The organism is Paenibacillus sp. UMB4589-SE434 (genome assembly GCF_030226685.1).
Taxonomy (GTDB): Bacteria; Bacillota; Bacilli; order Paenibacillales; family Paenibacillaceae; genus Paenibacillus_B.
In genome coordinates this window covers 1,541,893-1,559,669 of sequence record NZ_JASOYK010000001.1, presented here as the reverse complement: position 1 = coordinate 1,559,669, position 17,777 = coordinate 1,541,893, and the positions used below count along the sequence as shown (strand labels likewise).

Sequence of the window (17,777 nt, the reverse complement as noted above, 5' to 3'; positions counted from 1 at the left end):
AAAAGGTAATTACCAATTGTATGGTCAATTCCAGGATTCACTCCTCTTTAATCCACTCCTGTGTGCAACCCAAATGAAACCGTTTATGTCATCACTTATCCAACACAAATCCAACAAAATAAAAAAAGCTGCTTGGTGCTGTGATTGTAACCTTCAATCGCAAGCATAACTGCGATGTCATACTGTAAACGTGGTCTGTTTATGAAGGAGGTGGTGTAAGAAGTTCAAATCCAACGTAGAACGATACAAATGAGAACAAGCCCACATGGATAATCACAGAAGTTAGGCTGCTGTAATGAGGCAAATGTAACTTGTCACATGGACTGAAGAAACCCAATTCATGATGAAGGAGTGTTTACCTTTATGTTCAAGAGCTATAAGCTTAAGGCGACGGCGATGATTGCTCTTCTAGTGGCAATGCTTGTTCCCGTGAGCGGGATCGTGTCTGCAGCGGGTCCGGACAGACCATTTCCGCAGCATACTAGTTACACAAGTGGATCTATTAAGCCTAATCATGTTACGCAAAGCGCGATGGATAATACAGTTAAAAGTAAATGGAACAGTTGGAAATCCAAATACTTAAAACCAGCAGGTACAGGAAAATATTATGTCAAATACAATTCAAAAGGAGAAACGGTGTCCGAAGCGCATGGTTACGGCATGCTGCTCACCGTAATTATGGCTGGGCATGAAGCAAACGCTCAAGGCTACTTCGATGGATTGTATCAATATTACAAAGCCCACCCGAGCAACAATAATTCATACTTGATGGCTTGGAAGCAGAACAGCAGTTTCCAAAATATAGGAGGTGCGAATTCTGCTACAGATGGCGACATGGATATTGCCTACGCCTTGCTGCTTGCTGACAAACAATGGGGCAGCAGTGGCACAATCAACTATTTGCAGGCAGCGATTAACATGATCAATGCGATCATGGCAAAAGATGTGAATCAATCCAAATGGACCACAAGGCTGGGTGATTGGGCTACAAGCGGAACTGAGGACACGGCTACACGTCCTTCTGATTTTATGTTGAGTCATATGAAAGCGTTTGGGGCAGCTACGGGCGATGCCAAATGGACGAACGTCATTAACAAAACCTACAGCATCATTAACACTTTATATACGAACAATAGTCCGAATACCGGGCTGCTGCCTGATTTTGTCATCTTATCAGGTGGAGTCTATAAGCCAGTCTCAGGAGAATTAATCGAATCTGAACATGACGGTCATTATCATTACAATTCCTGCCGCACACCTTGGCGTATTACAACCGATTACTTAATTAGCGGGGATAACCGTGCACTGTCACAGTTGAATCAATTAAACAGCTGGATCAAGGCAAAAACAGGCAATTCACCTGCCAACATTGTTGACGGCTATAAGCTGAATGGCAGCAATTATGGCTCGTACAACAGCGGTGCTTTCCACGCACCATTCGGTGTAAGTGCCATGACTAACAGCTCCAATCAGAGCTGGCTAAATTCGGTGTGGACACATGTTGCCAATAGTGCTGCGGAAGAATATTATGAGGACAGCATCAAGCTGTTTTCCTTGATTGTGATGTCTGGTAATTGGTGGACACCTTAAAAGCATATGACTAAAATCAGGCTATCCTGCACATGCAGGATAGCCTGATTTAAATGTTTAGAAATAATATAATTGCATGATCACAGAGACAGTCAGTATTCCTATACCTCCGCCGAGAAAATAGGCACCCAGCTTTTGAACAGCAGCGTTCTTCCACGCGAACGGAGCAGTGTGGGAAGAATGCTTCTCTTCCTCTTGCAATGCCCTAGACTTTGGTAGAAAAGCCGAACTGATCGTCGCAAAGCCTCGATACACTGGCGTGAGAAAGCCAGTTCGGATCACGTACATAACGGCCCCAATTATACACGCGGATAGGCCGTACAGGAATAATGAATTGATGATTGTTAAATCTACGTTCCTGTAGCCGGACACGATCGGAATATATCCGCCGCAGAGCATGACAGTGGCCAGGCTAAAGGCAAGTATATAATGCTTACGCATGCTTAATTCTCAACTCGTGTTGCAAAGCGCAGATCCGGATTGGAGCGAGCATCAAAAATGATGCCGGTGACTTTCGGACTAACAAGTGCGGTATCCGCCGAGAATAGAATAGGGATAATCGGCAAGTCTTCCATAAGTACTTTCTCGGCTTGCTGGGTCAGTGCCACGCGTTTGTTCGCATCTAATTCATACGTTGACTTTTCAATCAACTCATCATAAGTTTTGTTGCTCCAATTCGTAAAGTTATTGGAGTTGCTGGACGTATAATGACCAAGAACACCGAGCGGGTCTAAATAGTTGCCTTCCCATCCCATGCGGGCAATTTGGAAGTTCTTTTGTTTAAATGTATCGATGTACGTTTTCCATTCCTGATTTTCGAGCTTTACTTCAACTCCTAGATTTTCCAAAAGCATCGCTTGCAGTGCTTCGGCAATTTTTTTATGATTGTCAGCTGTGTTGTATTTAAACGTCACAGTAGGCAGCTGCGTCAAGCCTTCTTCTTTTAATCCTTCTGCAAGCAATTGCTTTGCTTTCTCTGCGTTGAACTCATAGTATTTTTCAGGCGCCTCGTCACGATAATCTTTGCCTGATGGATTGGAAACACCATAAGGCACATAACCGAAGGCCGCTTTTTCTCCGCCTTTTGTCACGTTCTTTGTGAGTATTTCGCGGTTGATTGCATATGAGAAGGCTTGTCTAATTTTACGATTAGTAAATGGCTTTTCCTTCACATTAAACGAGTATGTATACACGCTGAACGAAGGGTGGGACAAGTATTCTTTGTTGTCTTTCTCCTGATCGATTGTATCAAGCGGAAGTGCCAGAATCAGATCCAGATCTCCCGTTTTGTACATTTGATAGTAGGTTGTTGCATCTTGTACCATCTTGAAATGGATCGTCTCCATAGAGATCGCATCCTTATTCCAATATTGCGCATTTTTAGTGAGTGTAATTTGCTCATTATGTTTCCATTCTTGTGTGCTGTAAGGTCCGTTGCCAACGATCGTATTGGATTCCGCTGCCCATTTGTCATTTTTGTCTACAACTGTCGAGCGGACTGGAAGATAAGCATGGCCTACTGCAATCGTTGGGAAAATACCGAGCGGAGCCTTAAGCTCAACAAGAAGCGTGCGGTCGTCTTTGGCCGTGACCCCGACATTTTCAACACTGCCTTTTCCCTTATTATATTCTTCTGCTCCCTTGATGTAATACAAGGAAGACGGATCGTAGGCTGCTGTTTTCGGATTTAAAATACGTTTCCACGAATATTCGAAATCGTGTGCAGTTACAGGGTCGCCATTGGACCATTTAGCACCGTCACGAATGGTAAACGTATAGATTTTGGCATCAGAGGATATGTCTACTTTACTAGCAGCACCCTCCACAATTTTGCCGGACTTATCATAGGTGTACAGACCTTCGTACAGATTGTCGATAATAAAATAAGAAGTCGTATCAGATGCAAAGGCAGGATCTAACGTATAAGGCTCGCCTCCTGATAGATTCGCAGTTAGTACTTGGGGCACACCAGCTGCAGCAGTGTCCTTCGAAGGCTCAGTTGTTTTCGCGCCGCTGTTATCGCTGCCAGAGCAGCCAGTAAGCGCCGCCGCAGTGAGAATTAAAATTGCCAACATGATGTTCCATTTTTTCATGATTGTTCCTCCATTACATAAGATTAAATGTTAAGCTTCATAACAGGTTTTACATCGAGAAAGTTAAAACAGGTGACATGCAACCCAATGATTAGGACGTACTTCTTTGCTTTCTGGCATGTGACTTACACATATTTCAGTTGCAGCCGGGCATCTAGCATGAAAGGGACATCCAGCTGGCGGTGAGAGCGGACTTGGCGGGTCCCCGTGTAAAACTATGCGTTCTCGTAGTCGTCTGGCTGATGGATTAGAAGCTGGTATTGCGGACAACAATGCTTTTGTATAGGGATGTAGTGGTTCCGCAAATAGAGAATAGCGGTCTGCAAGCTCCATCATCTTGCCTAGATACATCACCCCAATGCGATCACTTATATGCTTGACCATGGCGAGATCGTGTGCGATAAACAGGTAGCTGAGTCCTTCTTCTTTCTGCAAGTCTTTGAGCAGATTAACAATTTGAGCTTGAATGGATACATCGAGTGCCGAGATCGGTTCATCTGCAACGATGAATTGCGGTTTTACCGCTAACGCTCGTGCAATGCCGATCCGTTGTCTTTGCCCACCGCTGAATTCATGTGGATATCGTGCAGCGTGATCCGGGTGCAGACCAACTCGCTCTAACAGCTCGGCCACACGATCTCTTCTTGCTTGCCCTCGCGCTAAGCGATGGGCATCAATACCCTCAGCGATAATATCTCCAATTCGAAATCTTGGATTAAGGGAAGCGTGCGGGTCTTGAAAGATCATCTGCATGTTGCGATTCAGTTCTCGTTTCTGACTGCCTCGTGCAGTTGCAATATCTTGTCCATGAAACACCACCTTTCCAGAAGTCGCCTCAAGCAGTCCGACGACTGTTTTGCCAAGGGTTGACTTGCCACTTCCGCTTTCCCCTACAAGCCCCAACGTTTCACCCGGTTGAATCGTTAAGCTTATGCCGTCAACTGACTTGACGACCTGATCCGCTGCGGTACTAAAATGTTTGCGCAGCTCATGAACCTCAAGAATAGGCTTCGGCATAGTTATCCCTCCTAGATACGGCAGGCGTGTGCAGGGCAGGAGATCGAGGATCGTTCAGCCAGCAGCGCGCGCTATGTTGCTCTGTAAATGATATGGATGCAGGTAAATGATGGACACAGACATCCATGGCGTAAGGACATCGCTCGGCGAAAGGGCATCCATCAATTGATGCGTGCAGGGAAGGCGGCGTCCCTTCAATGGGAATAAGGCGCTCCTGATCATCTGCATCCAACTTCGGAGTGGATTGCAACAATCCCCATGTATAAGGATGTTTAGGGCGATCAAATATGTCCGCTACCGTACCTGTCTCCACAATGATTCCGGCATACATGACGGCAACCCGATGGGCCACTTCTGCTACCACGCCCAAGTCATGGGTGATGAGCAAAATAGAGCTTCCCATTTGTTCTTGCAGAGCAGTCAGCATATCCAATATTTGTGCTTGGATCGTCACATCAAGAGCCGTCGTTGGTTCATCCGCAATGAGCAGTTTCGGGCTGCAGGCAAGTGCGATTGCAATGGAAACACGCTGCCGCATGCCGCCACTGAATTCGTGCGGGTACTGCTGATAACGATTATTGGCATCGGGAATGCCTACAAGCATCAGTAATTCGATTGTTTTGTTACGAGCAGCGGATCTTGTTAATTTTTGATGTTGGCGTAAACCCTCACTGATTTGTTCGCCGACTTTCATGGTCGGGTTCAGGGACGACATCGGATCTTGGAAGACCATACCGATCTCAGAACCTCTAATTTTTTGCATTTCCTTTTTGGAGAGGCGTGTAATATTCCGTTCCTTAAATTGAATCTCCCCATCTTTAATCAGTCCATATGGAGAGGGGAGCATCCCCATGATGGCGCGAGCTGTTACGCTTTTGCCGCTTCCGCTTTCGCCTACAATGGCTAACGTCTCTCGTTCGTTAATATGAAAGGACACGTCACGCACGGCTTGAAGTTCCTTCTCACGGGAGCGGAACACGACATTCAGATGATGAACCTCGAGCAAATGCTTCATGTGAGCACCTCCTTTAGTGATGTGAGCGGGGATCCAGAACGTCCTGCAGCCCGTCACCGAATGCATTAAACGCAAACATCGTAAGGGATATCATAAATCCCGGGAAAAACAGTCGCCACCATTGTCCGCTTAAAATGACACCAAGTGAGTCATTGGCCATAGTGCCCCAACTGGCAATAGGGGCTTGCACACCCAAGCCGAGAAAGCTCAGGAACGACTCGGAAAATATGGCTGCCGGAATTGTAAATGTCAAATTGACGATAATGATGCCTGCTGCATTTGGCAGCAGGTGCTTAAAAATAATTTTGGCATGTGATGTTCCCAGCTTTGAAGCGGCCAACACGTACTCCTGCTGCTTCAACAGCAGCATTTGCCCGCGCACAACCCGGGCCATGCCTACCCAACCTGTAATGGATAGCGCTACGATCATTGTCAATATACCTGGCTTCATGACGACCAAAAGCAAGATAATCACCAACAGGTACGGAATGCTATACAAAATTTCCACAATCCGCATCAATATGCTATCGATCCGATCTCCAAAACGGCTTCTGCCAGCCATGTAGCCGGAAACTCCTCCGACTATAATGCCGATGACCAAGTCTATGGCAGCTGCCGCAAATCCAATCAGGAGCGATATTCGTGCTCCTGCCCACGTTCGTGCCCATACATCGCGACCGAGATCATCCGTACCGAACCAGTGCTCCGCGGATGGCGGCAGATTCGTTTGTGTCAAGGACTGCGCACTTGGCGAGTGGGGCAGCAATGAAGGGCCTATTGCTGCAAGCAGCATAATCAACAGCAGCAGGGCTAGCCCAATGACTGCTAGTTTGTTTCGTACAAGCTTTCTTATTTTGTCTTTCCACATCGGTACACTTGTATAGGCTAATGTCTGATCAGCTAATGTACTACGGTCTACAGGATGGAACAAATGATCCAAAGGCTGATCCAACTTGGTTGAAGTAACGTTCATGCTAAGCTCCTTTGCTGGACAATTTGATTCTTGGATCGATAAAGCGGTATGACAGATCTATCAAGAACAAGGTTACAACGAGGACAATACTATAAAATATTGTCGTTCCCATAATGACGGGGTAATCTCGATTAAAAATACTGTCCACAAAATACTTTCCAATTCCAGGTATGGCGAATATCTTTTCTACGACAAAAGTACCTGTGACAACAGAGGCAAATAATGGTCCGATAAAGGACAGCACCGGGATCAATGAATTCCTTAAGCCGTGTTTGAGTACGATTTTCCATGTCGGCAATCCCTTGGCTTCTGCCGTATGAATGTATTCCTGATGAAGGACTTCGAGCATACTTGTCCTCACGAATCTCGCAATGATCGCAATAGGTGTGACGGCCAATGCGAATGTTGGCAGCAGCGTATGCTTCCATGTGCCCCACGCCGCGACGGGAAGCAATCCCCACTGCACAGCCATATACTTAATAAGCAAGGGCGCCAAAATAAAGCTTGGGATAGAAATCCCTAACATCGCAATAAACATGGATATAAAGTCCAAGGGGCGATTATGGTGCAGCGCGGCTATCGTGCCCAGCATAATGCCTGCAAAAAGCGCCAACAGCATAGACTGAATTCCCAATAAGGCAGAGGGGACAAACCCTCTGGCAATAAGTGTGTTCACATCCGTGGTCTTCGACTGGATGGAAGGGCCTAGATCAAAAGTCAGCAAATTTTTTAAATACAATACATATTGCGTGGACAAGGGCTTGTCCAGGTTGTACCTGGCCCGCATATTTTCCAGTACGGCTTCAGGAATGGCCTTGGAATCAGTAGCAAATGGATCCCCAGGTATTAGATGCATAATGAGAAAGGTTAAGGTGACGATAACCCATAAAGTCACTAGCATCGTAAACAGCCGTTTTACAACATACATAACATCTTCTTCTCCTGTCTATTTAAATTAAGTAATACACTATGTATAGTAGGATAAATAGCTATGGAAAAGTGTTAACGCTGATCTTTTTAACCAGTTGTTAAATATTAAATCTGATAGGATTAGTATGAATAATAGGGCAGTGAAGGGGGAATGTCAACGTGTCAATATGTAAAACTTTCATTTTTTGAGGGCCATAAGGTCGTAATAATAGGGGGGGAAATGAGACGTGCTGTGCTTGTTAGCGCATTCATAAAAAAGATTAAAATAATTAGTGCGCATATGAGAAATGATATGAACTAAACAGATATTTGAGTTTTTTTCAGCAAAATTTTAACTTTTTACACAGCAGGATCCTGTCAGGAAAACGCAGCGCGGATTACGTTATAAGGTAAAAACATTGCTGATCGTAATAGATGGTCTGATTCAAAAATATGTGGATGCAAGACATGATGAGCAATTCTCCTGTAACAAATGAAGTGAACGATAGCTTCCTTACAAAAATGCCAGTTAACTGAAAGGGAATTAAATAGGACATGAAGATGACTCGTGGGATAATGGGACTATCAACAAGAGATAAACAATAAACCACGAGGTGATTAAATATGAAAACCAATAATGTTCTATCTTCTTTATGCTACTTTAGTATTTTTTTGCACCGTTTCTGCTGCCCATTATCGTGTGGCTTGTTGCTGAAGATGAAGTCAAAGCACATGCCAAAAAAGCTCTGTGGACGCATTTTGTACCCTATGCGTTACTGATCACAGGATTAATTGTCTCTGCAGGTGTTGGATTTGGCATCCAGAATGTGACATCTCTTGGGATTGGAATATCCTTAACATATATCGTTTCCTTTGTAGTGGGCATTTATTATTTTGTATGGAATGTAGTTAAGGGTGTTCGTGTATTAAAAGAAGTTTAATGTAATCCTTTTGCTGCCGTATTCGAACGAGAGAAGAAAAGTAACGAACTGGATAACGAAATAGGCTTTGAAATATCATTTGGCACGACTGCTTCCCATTAGACAAGCAGTCGTTTTGTGTTATCAGGATTTTTTTTTGACTTGAATACGGTATCAGTGATATATTTTCTACTCAGTCTTGTGTTACTAGCAGAGAGAAAGGGATGTAATAAAGTGACAACTATGGAAGAAGAAAAGCCGCAATTAATGCCTACCAAGATTTTGAAGTGCAGAAATGCAGATTGTAAAGCATGGGTCAGAGAAGAATTTGCAGTTGCAGACCAAGTATGTCCGCTATGTAAAGGACCTATGATTCGCAGTATTAAGCATCTAGCTAAGGTTCAGAATAAAGTAAAGCCTAAGCCGCGCAAACCTAAATCCGAATTCTAAACGATTACACAGCAAAACGGCTGCGTGCGACAAGCCTGCGACCGTTTTTATTTATTTGATCCGTTACTTGAGATTCACTTCATAAGCAGCCCGTATTCCTGATTCAATGGCTCCTTGCACCCATCCATGGGTAAACGTCGTATGCTCACCAGCAAAGAATACTTTGCCCTCTTGTGTGCATAGATGTGGATACAGTTCTCCTGCCTGGTTGGGAATTAAGTATGAAAAAGCTCCGCATGAATAGGGGTTATGATTCCAACTAAATGAGGTTCCTTTAACGAAATGTGTGTAGACTTGTTCACCGTGCAGCACGGCGAGATGCTGCAGAGCAGAACGGACTCGCTCCTCATTGTTTAAACCGTCCCAACTTGTCGTATCATTGCCTAATGTATAGCTAGCTAATATAATACCAGAGCCTGTGGAGACGGGCACATGATCGGGGTAATACGTCATTCGCAGCGGTAGATCTGAGACAGTGAGACGATCATTCAGATCTTGCTCTATCCAAAAGCGATGCTTAAATTCAATCGCTACCTTGGTACCTGACATATATCTCAGTTCACGAATGGCTTGACGCTTAGGAAGCGAGAAGCTCGTAAAAGGCAGGAGTTCCACTTGTCGGAGAACGGAAAAGGGCAGGGTGATGATGCAATAATCTGCTGAAAAGGTGGACACTTGATTCGTACGTGTTTGTCTGGCTGATAGGGTTACCTGGTCAGCATGCTGTATCACTTTGGTTACCTTGTTATTATAGTGGATCACGTCTGACAACTGGGGGAGAAATGCATCGGGAAGCAGGTCCATTCCGCCTACCAGCTCGTAAAATGTGACTCCTGGCTGATTGTAGGTTAGTGCGGACATAAGAAATTCGAGCAAGGAATACTCTTTCATTCCTTCGTTATCAAGCAAGACGTTAATCATTTCTATGGCGCCAGCAGACAGGGGGACACCGAAGGCAGACGGGCACTGTCTCAAGTAGTTATCCAAGGACAATGAATCGTAGCTGCTTACGATATGCGGCCAATGCTGCGTGGGATCTTGATGAAAGTAATCTACAATGGGCTGAAGCGCGAGCTGATATAAAGTGGATGCAGTTAGTCCTTCTTCGTGGGGAGCTACTTGGTATCGAAGCAAAGCGGGATTGCGCTCATACTCAATCCGACGTATTTTTTGACCGTTTACATATAATAGATCCAATGGATCTGATTGTCGTAGTTTGTCGAGAGGCAAATTATACTTTTTTACATATGCCATCGTTAAATAATGGACATCTGGAATCCGGTAGGCTCCTGCATTATAAAATAAACCATTGCTAAACGGGGTGCGGATCGTGAACACACGGCCGCCAGCTCGGCTGTTCGCTTCGATAATCTCAACTTCATGTCCAGCTGATCGCAGAAGCGATGCAGCGACTAGTCCTGACATGCCAGCTCCTACAATTAGGATGCGGTGTGGCTGCTTGGCAGCAGGTAGTCCGTTATGAATCATATCAATCATCTGTTGAGGTGGCAGTTGATAGGCAGCGGCAAGAGACATTCGAATTGCTCCTCTCACGATAGGCTTAGAGTCAGCTTACCCATTTTATGTGCTGATATGGGCATATATGCTCTGTTTTGTCTATATTTAGCCACAAGAATACAATTAGGGTGAGAGGTATTAAGCTTGAATATTTACGTCCTCCCAAACGCAAGAAAAGCAGACCTAATCGTCTGCTTTTCTTGCGTGTGTGCAACTGTGAATCACTAATCTACTGCACCGACACCCATTAATTTGAAGTTAACGTCAACGTTAACCTCAGCCTCCTTAAACGCTTCGCTCCAATTCTCCTGCACTTTTTTCCATTCTGGATAAGCATAAGCTCTTGCGTACATACCAAAGCCAGCAGGGTCGATGGTGGCTCGTTGCAACTTCGTGACTAACTTTATAAAATCTCGCTTCATCAGCGCGCTAATCTTATGTTCCATCTCATGAAAACTGTTACGGATCCCTTTTGTGAACAACTTTTCAGTTAGGTAGATTTGACCATTTACACGTACATTAAATTTAAACCTGCCTTCGCTGTACGACGCTTTTACCTTTGTGTTAATATTTTGGATATTAAAACTAAGGATGTTCTGATTAATAAGCCCTACAGGCTCGTTCATAGGCATAATCAGTGTATAGGGAAACTCTCCTCGTGTCTTATTCTCTAAAATATAGAGCAGTCTTGTCTCGCCAGGTGTAATGTTCATTTGAAATGCAGCTTGCCGATCTAGCAAGGCCGTCCCCAGTAATACAATATCTTTTTCTTTCCGCAGAGCAGTAAGGCTTGGGGTAATTCCTTTCTCGTGGATCTGACGATGAAAGTCCTGGATCGTAGTTCTGGTCGTATCATTGCGCTTCAGGGCTGTGTCTATGAGCTTAGACAGATGAAAAGGCAGTCGTGGCTTGTCTTTTGGTTTGAAGTTAATGATGTCACTTACAGGCCCATCGACGTAGACCATACGTGAACTTACAGTGTTTCGAGAGTCCCGAAAGAAGACGTCAATCAAGCTTTGCCAGCCCTTTACCTTGGTTAGATTCCTCCCAATTAGCACGACCTGCGCCTTATTTGACGAAGTGAGACCTAGTGCAAGTGTATCGAAACGATCCCGCGCGCTGCGCAAGGAGTTGGCAACCACTTCATAGTCTTCTTCGTTTTCTTTAGACTCTGAACTGAATACGGGACTTGATTGTGAAATAATGAGCTGTCCATCTTCGTTGACGTCCACACCTACTACCATCGTAATTGTAAGATTCTCGATACTGTGCTGATCAAAGCAGCCTGAAATTGTCGACATGGTTAAGAGGCACACAAGGAGTAACAGCCAGCGATTTATCATGTATGGACCTCTTTCTTCGGAACTAGCTGTATCAACTTGATATACAGCAGCAGCAGCACCGGGAGTACATAAGCGACAATCAGCCCTGAATAGCCAGCCCATGTCTTCCATAGTTCAGATTGATTCCATGACGGCTGTGTAATGGTAACAAGCACAAGCGAAGCTAGACAAAACACAAGCACATGCATGGAATGATTGGATGTACCGAGCAGGCGAGAACTGCAATACGCGGCGGAATAAATATAAGGTACCCATGCTGTTGAGACGACAAATAAATACATCGCTAAAAAGATAATGTCGAACCGCTCTAGAAAGCGGAATTCCACCACTTTAAGCAGCGATAAGAATGGCTGGTTGTATTGTGTAATCTCATCAGGACTGAAATACACAAAACAACCAATCGTACTGAATACATAAAGCAGCAGCGTAAAGGTATTTCCTAGCAAAACACCACGTATGGCCAACTCTTTCCGCTTCAGAAATGGATAGGTCAGAAAGATAATCTCAAATCCAATAAATGAAAAGGTTGTCGTGTTTACAGCATTAAGGATAGGCTGCCACCCCTCCTTAATGAGAGGAAGCATGTGTATCAACTGACCCTCGCGCAAAGGAATGATAAATACTAAGCCCATCCATAACGAGAGAAAAAAAACAAATTCGCAGTATCTGGCTACTGCTAAAATATGATGGCGTGCCATCATATAAGCAGGAACAACAAACAAAGCCATAATCATCGTCATGGACATTGAAGGCAGGAACCAGGCTTGAATAAACAACATGGTGTTCACCAGCACGCTCCAACTGAAAAACACAAAATGAATGACCAGCAGCAGAATAAATACTCGCCCAATTACTTTGCCAAACAGGCGCATACACAAGTCGGGCAGTGTATCATTCGGATATTGTCGCATAACCAAAACCATAACGATGCCAAACCCTACATTCATCATCCAGGCCAGTATGATGGAGATCCAGCCGTCTGTTCCCGCAACTTCAGCCAGCTGCCGTGGGAGTGACAATATTCCCGTGCCAACTTGCATGCTGTGGATCAGGAGCGAGAATTGCAGGAATGTAATGACGGGTTTTCTTTTCATGTTGCATCACCATCTGGTTTGTTGTTTCCCTGCCGCTTACTTTGCTTTGGCATGGAACTGGTGGGGCGGGAACTCATTTTCCAAAGTGGTAATCGAACAAATGCATCCTTCCAATCTGAAAATTTTAAGGGTGACAACGGGCTGCCATAAGGAGCTCCTAACGAGGTCAGGGCTGTTAGGTGTGAAACAAGCATCATGGCTCCGGAGACTAGGCCTACTATGCCAAACATAAACGCAAGCAGCATCATCGGAAATCGGAGGAAACGAATGGCCGCGCCCATATCATAGTTCGGGATGATAAACGAGGCAATGGCCGTAACGGATACTACGATAACCATAATGTTACTTACAATTCCTGCCTGTACTGCGGTCTGTCCAATTATTATGCCCCCTACCAAGCCGACGGTTTGCCCAATAGGTGCAGGTAGACGAATGCCAGCTTCGCGCATCATCTCCAGTGTTATTTCCATCATCACGGCCTCTAGGAACGGATGAAAGGGAACTTTTTCTCTGGACTCGGCGATCGATAGTACGAGTTGGATCGGGATGACTTCGAAATTATAGGTTAAAAATGAGATATAAATAGAAGGTAAAAACAAGGCGATCATAAACGCAAAAATGCGTAGTAAACGAATAAAGGTCGCAATCGACCATCTCATACTGTAATCATCTACACTTTGAAAGAACGACACAAAAGTGACAGGAGCGATTAAGACACTTGGTGAACGGTCGACGACAATCACATATCGCCCCTGCAAGATGTGGGATGCGGCAGAGTCTGGACGCTCAGTCATTAAGAGCTGTGGAAAAGGGGAGAGCGAGCGATCCTCCACAAATTCTGATAATTCTCCCGTATTAATAATGGCATCAACTTTAACTTTGCCAATACGTTCAACAAGCTCTTCAAGTATCTCGGGATTGGCGACATCATTGAGATACATAATGGAGATGCTTGTTTTGCCGCGCTCGCCAACCATCAACTGCGTTATCTTTAATTCACGATTAGGAATGTATCTGCGAATAAGCGCAATGTTCAGCTGCGCTGTCTCCACGAACCCTTGATGAGCACCTTTAATCGAAGCTTCTATCTGTGGATCTTCAATGGCGCGCTGTGGCCATCCACTCGTGTCTAACAGATAAGCTTCTGCTTGTCCTTCCATAAAAACGACAGATTTACCGATTAATAAACCGTGTTCTATTTCACTCCACATCGTTGTGTTCTTGATGTTGCCAACAGTAACAGGAACAACACCTTCCTGATTTTGAATGCTTTGGAAAAAGGGACGAAGCACATCGTTATTAATGGAATTCATGTCTACAAGTCCTTCAAAGTAGGCAACAACTGCAGACGCACCTTGCTCGGTATCCATGCTCCGTATGACAAGGTCTGGAGCCAGCGTAAAGATCGATTGCAATTGTGAAATATTGTGCTGCAACTGTTCGTGTACTGTTCCATTGGAACTTGCCATAGTCTCATCCCCAACATTATTCATAATGTGGGAAGTTTGCGTAAATATTTCTTTTTTTATGCAGTAGCGCATTGAATGTGAACATGGGATCGTAGGTAGGATGCGGAAGTAAGGGGGAGGTAGTTGAAAGCAGCCTCGATCAACATGCAGCTGATGAGGCCATTTTCGATAAGTGACTGTGTGACTGTTGAATTAGTGCTGATGGCGTAGAAATAAATGTAAAATGTGCATGGCCGAATCTTGCTCGATAAATGACAGATCTTTTGCTTCGGCTAGAAGAATGGACTGAAGGCAAACTAGAAAGTAATAAGCGAGCACACTTGGTGATCCGTCAACGATATGTCCGGAAGCTTGGCCATCCGCCATTATGGAGGCAACCATCTGTAAATTATCATTCATCTGCAGTTTCACAGCAGCCTTTAATTCCACACTAGTCGAATCGGATGTCATAAATTGTTCCATAAACAATTGATGAAATAAAGCATCATCCCAGTTGTATACATATACTTGTTCCACGAGACACTTTAATTTTACGTCTGCAGTTGCTTGCATTTGCGTAATACGAGCCAATTCATGCTTAAAGCTGTTTATATTTTTATTTAAAAGAGATACATAGATTTCATCTTTGGATTTGAAATAATTATAGACAAGTCCGTGACTCATGCCGGCTTGCTTGGCGATATCAGATATCTTCGTAGAGTTCATTCCATTCTTGGCAAATAACTCAACTGCCGCAGACATAATCTGCTCGCAACGTTCCTTGCGAAGTTCTCGGTCCTTCTCTTCATTTCTGGCCACTTTGCCATCCTCCCCCCTACTGGTTTACATATGTAAGACCTATTTATGATAGAGCGTGTCTGAAAGAACTGTCAAGCAATTGGCTAAAGGGAAAAATTTAATATCTCACAGATTGACTTTGGGTCAATCTGTGAGATATACTTCTTCTTACAGAAAAAAAGATAGTAACAAACCAATCATGCAGAATGGAATAAGTGTTCTGAAGTGGAGGAGAGCAAACAACTATGTCTGGTAAGGAAATGAATAAAGGGCCATTGCTGATCTTGATGGTTAACATGTTTATTGCCATGTTAGGTATCGGTCTGATTATCCCGGTACTGCCTGAGTTTTTAAAGGAATTCGGTGCTAGTGGTAAGGCTGCGGGGTATCTGGTGGCAGCGATGGGATTGACGCAGTTTATTTTTTCACCGATCGCAGGTGAGTGGTCCGATCGATTCGGACGCAAAAAGTTAATCATTGCAGGTCTTCTTCTGTTTAGTGGTTCCAATTTAATCTTTGCAGTTGCAGATCAAATGTGGATGCTTTATGTATCTCGGTTTATTGGAGGAATAGGTGCTGCGGCTATGATTCCTTCCATGATGGCCTATGTAGCGGATGTAACCAGTGTTGAAAGTCGAGGCAAAGGACTAGGTATGCTTGGCGCTTCGATGTCACTAGGATTTGTAATTGGGCCTGGTATTGGCGGATTTTTAGCTGAACTGGGCATTCGTGCGCCATTTTATGTATCGGCAGGTGTAGGTGCGATCGCTATGATTGTCTCCTTGCTTGTACTCCCAGAGACGTTGTCGGTTGAACAGCGGCAACAGTTGATGAAGCATAAGCAGAAAGCCGAAAATATTTTCAAACAATTGGCTCAGTCTATAAAAGCTCCCTATTGGATCTTTTTGTTCCTCATGTTTACTTTAACATTTGGCTTGGCGAATTTTGAAGCTATTTTTCCACTCTTTGTTGATCAAAGATATGGTTATACAGCACGTGACATTTCGATTTTAATTACTGTGGGAGCATTGGTTGGTGTGTTTATTCAAGCGTTGTTTATCGATAAATTACTGAAGAAGTTTGGGGAGCGTAGGCTGATTAATGTAACCTTTCTGGCATCAGCAGTAACGTTGGTGTTGATGTTATTTTCAGGGAATATGTCGTATATGCTTGTGATGATCGTGCTCTTCTTTACGTTTACATCGATATTACGTCCTGCGATTAACACGTTATTGTCTAAGCTTGCAGGCGAGGAGCAAGGGTTCGTAGCTGGTATGAACAATGCGTACATGAGTCTAGGTAACATCTTTGGTCCGGCGCTTGCAGGTATATTATTTGACATTCATTTGGATCTGCCCTATTCGTTTGGTGCCATCATTCTTGTGATAAGCTTTGGTTTGTCGGTCATATGGGGAAGGAACTCTTCTAAGTCGGCGAACAAAGCAGCGATTGAATCCCACATGAGTTAATGCTTATAAAATGCTCATTTATGCTGATTGAAGATGGGGTTGTTTCTCTCATAGTGTAACACCACTTCTAAGTAATTAAACGAACCCCCCGCACCACTACGATAGTGATGCGGGGGGTTCTATTTTTATAGACGATGATCTATTCTGTTGGAAAATCGATCACTCGTTCTATAAAATGCCTCATTGACGCACTCTTTATTGTGGAGAGATAGGTTGTGAAGCCGCATGATGTGACGCGGTTGAAGGCCTATCATTCCGCAGAAAGATCCAGACACCGAGAATGAGCAGCACACAAGCAAACAACTGTAACGTACCAAGCGTCTCACCGAGCAGTATCCAAGCCAGCAAGCTAGCACCCACCGGTTCTCCGAGGATACTCATCGAGATCGAAGTGGCGCTTAAATATTTGAGCAGCCAGTTAAACAACATATGGCCTAGCACGGTTGGAATGACTGCCATTAAGGCGAATAGGAGCCATTCATTGGAAGAGTAGCCACCTAGAGCAATACCTGTACATAAATTGTATACGGCCAAGCTGACCCCAGCTACTAGAAATACGGAAAAATTGTAGACGTATGAGGTGACGCGGCTCCTTAAGTCTTGACCCAATAACATATGTATAACAACAGCAATCGTGCCAAGCACGGACAAAAGATCCCCGTATAAGGCTTGACCGGAAATCTGAAAATCGCCCCAACCGATCAATACCATACCAATTAAGGCAAGACCAAGACCATAGATTGCGGAACGCTTAATACGGTGCTGAAACAGCCAATAGGAAGCAATAAGGATCAGTACAGGCTCTAAGGTCAAGATGACAGTAGAACTGGATACGGAGGTGTAACGCAGTGATTCCATCCACAGCAAAAAATGGATGCCTAAGAATAATCCAGATGCTGCCAGCCGGAACCAATCGTTCACGCGAACGGTCTTCCACTCCTCACGATAAGACCACATCCATGGCAGCAACAGCAGATTAGTAAGCAGTAGTCGATACATGCCCAGTATAGAAGCAGGAGCCTCCGACCATTTGACGATAATAGCCGAAAATGAAATCGCAATGATACCGATAAACATACAAATATACAAATGCAGTGATTTCTTGGACGTCATACTGCTTAACACCTCGACACGATGGAT

At 44.3% G+C, this 17,777-nt stretch carries 15 protein-coding genes and 1 pseudogene; 4 read left to right on the top strand and 12 right to left on the bottom strand.

Annotated features, from left to right (window positions below):
• The first annotated feature begins 363 nt into the window (after positions 1-363).
• Complete coding sequence (locus QP775_RS06275) at positions 364-1,590, top strand: family 8 glycosyl hydrolase (protein ID WP_239328027.1); 1,227 nt, start codon at positions 364-366, stop codon at positions 1,588-1,590.
• Between the two features lie 57 nt (positions 1,591-1,647).
• On the opposite strand, the gene QP775_RS06270 is transcribed toward QP775_RS06275, so the two are convergent.
• From QP775_RS06270 to QP775_RS06245, 6 genes are all read right to left on the bottom strand, one after another.
• Positions 1,648-2,031, bottom strand: a complete 384-nt coding sequence (locus QP775_RS06270; protein WP_285104505.1) for a DUF3899 domain-containing protein — start codon at positions 2,029-2,031, stop codon at positions 1,648-1,650.
• A 2-nt stretch (positions 2,032-2,033) separates the two neighbouring features.
• Entirely contained in the window at positions 2,034-3,683 is a 1,650-nt protein-coding gene (locus QP775_RS06265) for a peptide ABC transporter substrate-binding protein (protein ID WP_285104503.1), read from the bottom strand.
• Between the two features lie 63 nt (positions 3,684-3,746).
• Positions 3,747-4,700, bottom strand: a complete 954-nt coding sequence (locus QP775_RS06260; protein ID WP_285104501.1) for an ABC transporter ATP-binding protein — start codon at positions 4,698-4,700, stop codon at positions 3,747-3,749.
• The gene (locus QP775_RS06255) at positions 4,681-5,715 is read right to left on the bottom strand and encodes an ABC transporter ATP-binding protein (RefSeq protein WP_285104499.1); all 1,035 of its coding nucleotides are present in this window, start codon (positions 5,713-5,715) and stop codon (positions 4,681-4,683) included. The genes QP775_RS06260 and QP775_RS06255 overlap by 20 nt, the downstream gene beginning before the upstream one ends.
• Positions 5,716-5,728: 13 nt before the next feature.
• A complete protein-coding gene (locus QP775_RS06250; RefSeq protein WP_285104497.1) occupies positions 5,729-6,688 on the bottom strand; it encodes an ABC transporter permease in 960 nt (319 codons plus the stop codon).
• A gap of 1 nt (position 6,689) precedes the next feature.
• Positions 6,690-7,616, bottom strand: a complete 927-nt coding sequence (locus QP775_RS06245) for an ABC transporter permease (RefSeq protein ID WP_239328021.1) — start codon at positions 7,614-7,616, stop codon at positions 6,690-6,692.
• A gap of 605 nt (positions 7,617-8,221) precedes the next feature.
• On the opposite strand from QP775_RS06245, the pseudogene QP775_RS06240 reads away from it, so the two are divergent.
• Positions 8,222-8,538 (top strand): annotated as a pseudogene (locus tag QP775_RS06240) (magnetosome magnetite crystal formation protein family).
• A 222-nt stretch (positions 8,539-8,760) separates the two neighbouring features.
• On the top strand, positions 8,761-8,967 hold the full coding sequence (locus QP775_RS06235) for a cold-inducible protein YdjO-related protein (RefSeq protein ID WP_028545394.1): 207 nt from the start codon (positions 8,761-8,763) through the stop codon (positions 8,965-8,967).
• A 63-nt stretch (positions 8,968-9,030) separates the two neighbouring features.
• On the opposite strand, the gene QP775_RS06230 is transcribed toward QP775_RS06235, so the two are convergent.
• The 5 genes from QP775_RS06230 to QP775_RS06210 form a co-directional block, all read right to left on the bottom strand.
• On the bottom strand, positions 9,031-10,503 hold the full coding sequence (locus tag QP775_RS06230) for a flavin monoamine oxidase family protein (protein ID WP_285104494.1): 1,473 nt from the start codon (positions 10,501-10,503) through the stop codon (positions 9,031-9,033).
• 206 nt (positions 10,504-10,709) lie between these two features.
• Positions 10,710-11,828 (bottom strand): Ger(x)C family spore germination protein, encoded by a 1,119-nt coding sequence (locus QP775_RS06225; protein ID WP_275444558.1) that lies wholly within the window; start codon positions 11,826-11,828, stop codon positions 10,710-10,712.
• Entirely contained in the window at positions 11,825-12,922 is a 1,098-nt protein-coding gene (locus tag QP775_RS06220; protein ID WP_239328017.1) for a GerAB/ArcD/ProY family transporter, read from the bottom strand. The genes QP775_RS06225 and QP775_RS06220 overlap by 4 nt, the downstream gene beginning before the upstream one ends.
• On the bottom strand, positions 12,919-14,391 hold the full coding sequence (locus tag QP775_RS06215; RefSeq protein ID WP_285104491.1) for a spore germination protein: 1,473 nt from the start codon (positions 14,389-14,391) through the stop codon (positions 12,919-12,921). The genes QP775_RS06220 and QP775_RS06215 overlap by 4 nt, the downstream gene beginning before the upstream one ends.
• Positions 14,392-14,583: 192 nt before the next feature.
• Positions 14,584-15,189: a TetR/AcrR family transcriptional regulator gene (locus tag QP775_RS06210; RefSeq protein WP_239328015.1), complete on the bottom strand. Its 606-nt coding sequence runs from the start codon at positions 15,187-15,189 to the stop codon at positions 14,584-14,586.
• Between the two features lie 224 nt (positions 15,190-15,413).
• Here QP775_RS06210 and QP775_RS06205 point away from each other — a divergent pair, with 224 nt between their 5' ends.
• Complete coding sequence (locus QP775_RS06205) at positions 15,414-16,637, top strand: MFS transporter (RefSeq protein ID WP_285104488.1); 1,224 nt, start codon at positions 15,414-15,416, stop codon at positions 16,635-16,637.
• A 195-nt stretch (positions 16,638-16,832) separates the two neighbouring features.
• Here QP775_RS06205 and QP775_RS06200 read toward each other — a convergent pair whose 3' ends face one another.
• Positions 16,833-17,750 carry a DMT family transporter gene (locus tag QP775_RS06200; RefSeq protein ID WP_285104486.1) on the bottom strand — a complete coding sequence of 306 codons (918 nt, stop codon included), beginning with the start codon at positions 17,748-17,750 and terminating at the stop codon, positions 16,833-16,835.
• Positions 17,751-17,777: the final 27 nt, after the last annotated feature.